The following is a 5150-nucleotide window of genomic DNA, read 5'->3' as shown; positions in this document are numbered from 1 at the left end:
GGGGGCGGGCTCGGGCTCGGCCGCCGGGGCCGAGCCGCCGGACGCGCCGCCCGCCGGGGCCAGCACGGCGATCGGCGCGCCGATCGCGGCGGTCTGGCCCTCCTCGACCAGGATCTTCTCGAGCACCCCGGCCTCGTAGGCCTCGTACTCCATGATCGCCTTGTCGGTCTCGATGTCGCACAGGACGTCGCCGACGGCGATCTCGTCTCCCGGCTTCTTGTGCCAGGAGCTGATCACGCCCTCCTCCATGGTGTCGGACAGGCGCGGCATGAGGATGTCGGTCATCGAGCGGTCTCCAGGGACAGGCGGCCGGTCGCGCGCAGCGTGTCGCGGACGGCGGTGAGCAGGGAGTCGGCCGACGGCAGCGCGGCCAGCTCCAGCGGCTTGGCGTAGGGGAGCGGCACCTCGGCCATCGCCACCCGGCGCACCGGGGCGTCCAGCCAGTCGAAGGCGCCCTCCTGGATGGTCGCGGCGATCTCGGCGCCGATGCCGTAGGTCAGCCAGTCGTCCTCGGCGATCACCGCGCAGCCGGTGCGGCGCACCGACTCCACGATCGTCTCGCGGTCCAGCGGCCGCAGGCTGCGCAGGTCGACGACCTCGGCGGAGATCCCCTCCTCGGCCAGCTTCTCCGCGACCTCCAGCGCCACGTGCGCCATCCGCGAGTAGCCCACGATGGTGATGTCGGTGCCCGGGCGGGTCACCGCGGCCTTGCCGATCACGGCGGGCTCGACCTCGGTGATGTCGTCGGGCACCTCGCCCTTGGTGTTGTACAGGGCCAGGTTCTCCAGGAACAGCACCGGGTCGTCGTCCCGGATCGCGGCCTTGAGCATGGCGGACGCCTCCAGCGGCGTGCTGGGCGCCACCACCTTCAGGCCCGGGACGAACGAGTAGTACAGCTCCACGTTCTGCGAGTGGGTGGCGCCGAGCTGCTGGCCGCCGCCGCCGGGCGTGCGGATGACCATCGGCACGCTGCACTGCCCGCCGAACATTCCGTAGATCTTGGCGGCGTGGTTGACGATCTGGTCCAGCGCCAGCAGCGAGAAGTTGATCGTCATGATCTCCACGACCGGCCGCAGGCCCAGCATGGCCGCGCCGATCGCGGCGCCGACGAAGCCCTCCTCGGCGATCGGGGTGTCGCGCACCCGGCGCTCCCCGAACTCCTTGAGCAGACCCTCGGTGATCTTGTAGGAGCCCTCGAAGACGCCGATCTCCTCGCCCATCAGGAACACGTTCTCGTCACGGAGCATCTCCGCGCGCAGGGTGTCCCGGAGGGCCTGGCGGTAGGTGACGGTAGCCATCGGTCGGGTCTCCTCAGGAGCGGAACACGGGGTCGGCGGGCAGGCGGCGCAGCTCGCCCGGGACGGGGGTGGCGTAGGTGTAGTCGAACAGCGTGGACACGTCCGGGTGCGGGCTGTCGTCGGCGAACGCGGCGGCGTCCTCGACCTCGGCGGTCACCTCGGCGTCCAGCTTCTCGCGCGCCTCGGCGTCCAGGACGCCCGCCTCCTCCAGCTCCAGCGCCATCCGGGCGAGGGGGTCGGCGGCCTTCAGCGCCTCCTTCTCCTCGGCGGAGCGGTACCGGGCCGGGTCGACGACCGAGTGGCCGCGCAGCCGCGGGCTCGTCGTCTCCAGCAGGTACGGCTTGCTCTCCGCGCGGGCCCGCTCGACGGCGACCCGGGCGGCGTCGCGGACGGCCAGCACGTCGGTGCCGTCGACGCGGGCGGACGCCATGCGGTACGCCGCGCCGCGCCGCCACAGCTCGGGCTCGGCCGCGGACCGCTCCACGGGCGTGCCCATGCCCAGCCCGTTGTTGATCACGACGAAGACCACCGGGAGGTCCCACAGCGCGGCGATGTTCAGCGACTCGTGGAACGCCCCGATCGCGGCGGTGCCGTCGCCCATGTGGCACATGACGACGTCGTCGCCGCCCTTGTAGGAGATCGCCAGCGCGGCGCCGGTGGCCAGCGGGAGCTGCCCGCCGACGATGCCGTACCCGCCGAGCAGCCGGGTCTCGACGTCGAACATGTGCATCGAGCCGCCCCACCCCTTGGACACGCCGGTGGTGCGCCCGTACAGCTCGGCCATGACGCGCCGCGCGTCGATGCCCTTGGCCAGGGCGTAGCCGTGCTCGCGGTAGTTGGTGAACAGGTAGTCGGTGGGCCGCAGCGCCGCCATCAGCCCGACGATGGTGGCCTCCTCGCCCAGGTTCAGGTGGCAGTAGCCGCCGATCTTGGCCTGGGTGTAGGCGCGGGCGGCGCGCTCCTCGAACCGGCGGATCAGCAGCATCTGCCGGTAGTAGGAGATCAGCGTCTCGGCGTCGGCCCGCGGACCGGCCCCGCCGGCGTCCGCGGACGCGTCCGCGCTGGTGGCGTTCGCGGTCTCCGGGCCCGCGTCCTGAGCGGTGGCCTTGGACGCGGCGGCGCCGGATGCGCCCTTGCCCTGACCCGCGGCACCCCGCGTCCGTCGGGAGCGGGCGGCCTTGGTGGTCTCAGCCATCGGCGTTCTACCTCCGTCGGGGAGCGTGCCGCGGGGTCGCCGCGGCGCTTCACCGATCATCATTGATCAATGATCGATCATACCGGTACATCCGCCGCAAGAGGACCCCCGGAACGTCCCGGACCAGCGAGGACGTGATCTTGTGCCCCGGGGCGGCGTCCGCCCTCCGGGCCCGGGCCCGCGCCGCCGAGGCGTCACCCCCAGGGCGGGCGAAAGGTCTGGACCATTGCCCCATCTACCATTGCATGCGTGAACTCAACCTCCACCGCCACTCCCGCCCCGGCGCTGCGCCGCACGGGCCTGGCCGGACAGATCCGCGAGTTCATCGTCGAAGGGATCAGCGCCGGCCGCTGGCAGCCCGGCGAGCGGATCGTCGAGCGGCGGATCGCCACCGAGCTCGGCGTCAGCCAGGGGCCGGTGCGGGAGGCGCTGCGGCAGCTGGAGGCGCTTCGGCTGATCGAGTCGCTGCCCAACCGCGGGGCGCGCGTCCGCCCGTTCACCGAGCGCGACATGGCGGAGATCTTCCCCGTCCGGGCCGGGCTGGAGCGCACCGCCGTCGAGCTGGCCCTGCCGCGCCTGGCCGAGCGGCTGGACGTGCTGGAGGAGCAGAACCAGAGCCTCGCCGAGGCCGCCGAGTCCGGCGACCTGGACGCGCAGATCCGCCTGAGCATCGGCTTCCACCGCGTGGTCGTGGAGTCGTCGGGCAACCGGCTGCTGATGTCGGTGTGGGAGTCGCTGGGCATCGAGCTGTGGACGACGCTGTCCCTGCGCCTGCACAACACCGAGATCTACTCCAAGTCCGCCGAGCACGCCGCGCTGATCGAGGCGTTCCGCCGCCAGGACCCCGACGCGCCGCGCATGCTCCACGACCACGTCATGAACTACGCCCCCAAGACCCCGTGCTGACGCCCTGACCGCCGTCCGCGCACTGTCTTGACGGTGGGGTCTGGTCGACGCTCTGGAGCCGACCTCGGCCGGCTGTGCTGAGCTGCTCCCTGGAGCCGCCGCACTCCACGACCTGGTGCTTTGCGATCCGCCGCCGCACGCCGGCGGCAAGCTGGTCACGGCCGTGCCGTCCGCCGCGACCACCGTCGTGAGACTTCGTCGCGACGTCTTGATCATCTCCGCTGCCCGCGGCGGCGCCCGCCTGCGCCGGCGGTGCGCCGACCCACGACACGCGCGCGACAGGGCGGTGTCGTCGCCGGTCCGGGCGTGCGCGGCAGACAGGCCCGGTCGACCGCGGTCGATGGCCCGTACCGGGGGCGTCTCGCCTCGGACGGCGACCGGTGACGCGGCGGTCGACGCCGCGTCCTGATCGATGCACGCCCCTTCTCTCGGCGACGGGGCCGATATCGGCCAATGATCATTTCAATAATTCAGCGACGCGGGTAAACCGTTTGTCAAGGTCAAGCGTCAGGGCATTGAGAGGTGTGCGCGATCTTTCTCTGGGGAGATTATTCGAAGATTCTTGAAAACCCTTCTTCGCAATGGCGCGTCCTAACTCCTGCAACGGTCGCAGATCTCGCGAAGGAGGATGAATGAGGACCGTAGTGCGAGTGGTGGCGTGCCTGGCCACCGCCCTTGCGGCGCTCGTCGCCGCAGGATCGCTGACGGCCGCCCACGCCGATGGCGCGAAGACCAGCAAGCGCATTGTCGCCGCCATCGAGGCCCAGCCGTGGGTGAAGCTCGAAAAGGGCGACCAGGACTACCGGGTGGCGGCGGTGCGCTGCTTCTTGGCGCAGTTCTACCGCACCGCCTGCAACCCCGAGGCCGCGGGCGCCGACGTGTTCGACGACGCTCTGGTCAATGCCGTCCGCAAGTACCAGACCGACCGGGAACTGGTGAACACCGGCAAGGTCAACTCCGAGACGTGGGTGACCCTCCGCTACGACTTCGGCATCTCGCGGCTCGGGGACTCGCGTGCCCAGCTGGTGAAGGGCGTGCAGTACTCGCTGAACCGGCTCGGCGCCGATCTCGACGTGGACGGCATCTTCGGACCGCTCACGCAGTCCGCGGTCAAGAGCTTCCAGAAGCGCAAGGAGATCGACGCCGACGGCGAGGTGGGCCCCATCACCTTCCGCGCCATGTTCGCCAAGGGCGCCGAGAGCCTGCGGACCCCTCGGTAGACCGTCGTGACCGCCCCTGATCCGCCCCCGCCGGGATCGCGACCGAACCGCGGAGCGGACGAGGTCGCTGCTCCAGACGCGGTCGGTGCTGAAGAGGAGGGGGACGCGGTCCAGACGGCCGCCCCGTGACCCCAGACACGGGGCGGCCGTCGCTCGGCTGTCGGTGACATGCCTGGCAGTGCCATGTGCAGGCGGGAATGCCTGTCTGGGGACGCGTGTCCGCCCCGTGTTCCTCGCACACGAGGCAATCGTCAGGCGGTCGGTGACAGCGCGGCGGTGTCCTGCGGAGGCGGCGGCTGCCTGGTCGAGAAGGCGCGCCGCCGGCCGGTCACGGCCGCGGACGAAGGAGGGGACCGCCATGGCCTTGGGGCGCCGGGTGAGCAAGGACGTCGCCGAGCGGTACGCCGCCGACGAGCGGCTGGCCGCGACCTACCGGGAGCGGTTGGCGGCCGCCGCCGAGGCCGAGAGCGCGCTGCGCGCCGCGGAGACCGAGGGGCGCCCCGCCGAGGAGCTGCGGGCCCTGTCGGTGAA

5 protein-coding genes are annotated in these 5150 nt (G+C 71.7%); 2 read left to right on the top strand and 3 right to left on the bottom strand.

What is annotated here, in order from left to right:
- From AR3_RS28495 to pdhA, 3 genes are all read right to left on the bottom strand, one after another.
- Positions 1 to 285, bottom strand: a 285-nt coding sequence (locus tag AR3_RS28495; RefSeq protein WP_305790662.1) for a biotin/lipoyl-containing protein, incomplete at its 3' end; no start/stop codon positions are given.
- On the bottom strand, positions 282 to 1298 hold the full coding sequence (locus tag AR3_RS28490; RefSeq protein ID WP_067918659.1) for an alpha-ketoacid dehydrogenase subunit beta: 1017 nt from the start codon (positions 1296 to 1298) through the stop codon (positions 282 to 284). The genes AR3_RS28490 and AR3_RS28495, both read right to left, overlap by 4 nt.
- Before the next feature lie 13 nt (positions 1299 to 1311).
- On the bottom strand, positions 1312 to 2493 hold the full coding sequence (pdhA, locus tag AR3_RS28485; RefSeq protein ID WP_083952229.1) for a pyruvate dehydrogenase (acetyl-transferring) E1 component subunit alpha: 1182 nt from the start codon (positions 2491 to 2493) through the stop codon (positions 1312 to 1314).
- A gap of 249 nt (positions 2494 to 2742) precedes the next feature.
- Between pdhA and AR3_RS28480 the strand changes: the two genes are divergently transcribed.
- Together AR3_RS28480 and AR3_RS28475 are read left to right on the top strand one after the other, a co-directional pair.
- Positions 2743 to 3399 (top strand): GntR family transcriptional regulator, encoded by a 657-nt coding sequence (locus AR3_RS28480; RefSeq protein WP_083952227.1) that lies wholly within the window; start codon positions 2743 to 2745, stop codon positions 3397 to 3399.
- Positions 3400 to 4031: 632 nt separating this feature from the next.
- Positions 4032 to 4619, top strand: a complete 588-nt coding sequence (locus tag AR3_RS28475; RefSeq protein WP_083952225.1) for a peptidoglycan-binding domain-containing protein — start codon at positions 4032 to 4034, stop codon at positions 4617 to 4619.
- Positions 4620 to 5150 lie beyond the last annotated feature (531 nt).

This window comes from Actinomadura rubrobrunea NBRC 15275 (assembly GCF_001552235.1).
In the GTDB taxonomy this organism is placed as follows: domain Bacteria; phylum Actinomycetota; class Actinomycetes; order Streptosporangiales; family Streptosporangiaceae; genus Spirillospora; species Spirillospora viridilutea.
The sequence above is the reverse complement of the archived record's forward strand: the minus strand, read 5'-3'. Positions and strand labels throughout refer to the sequence as shown.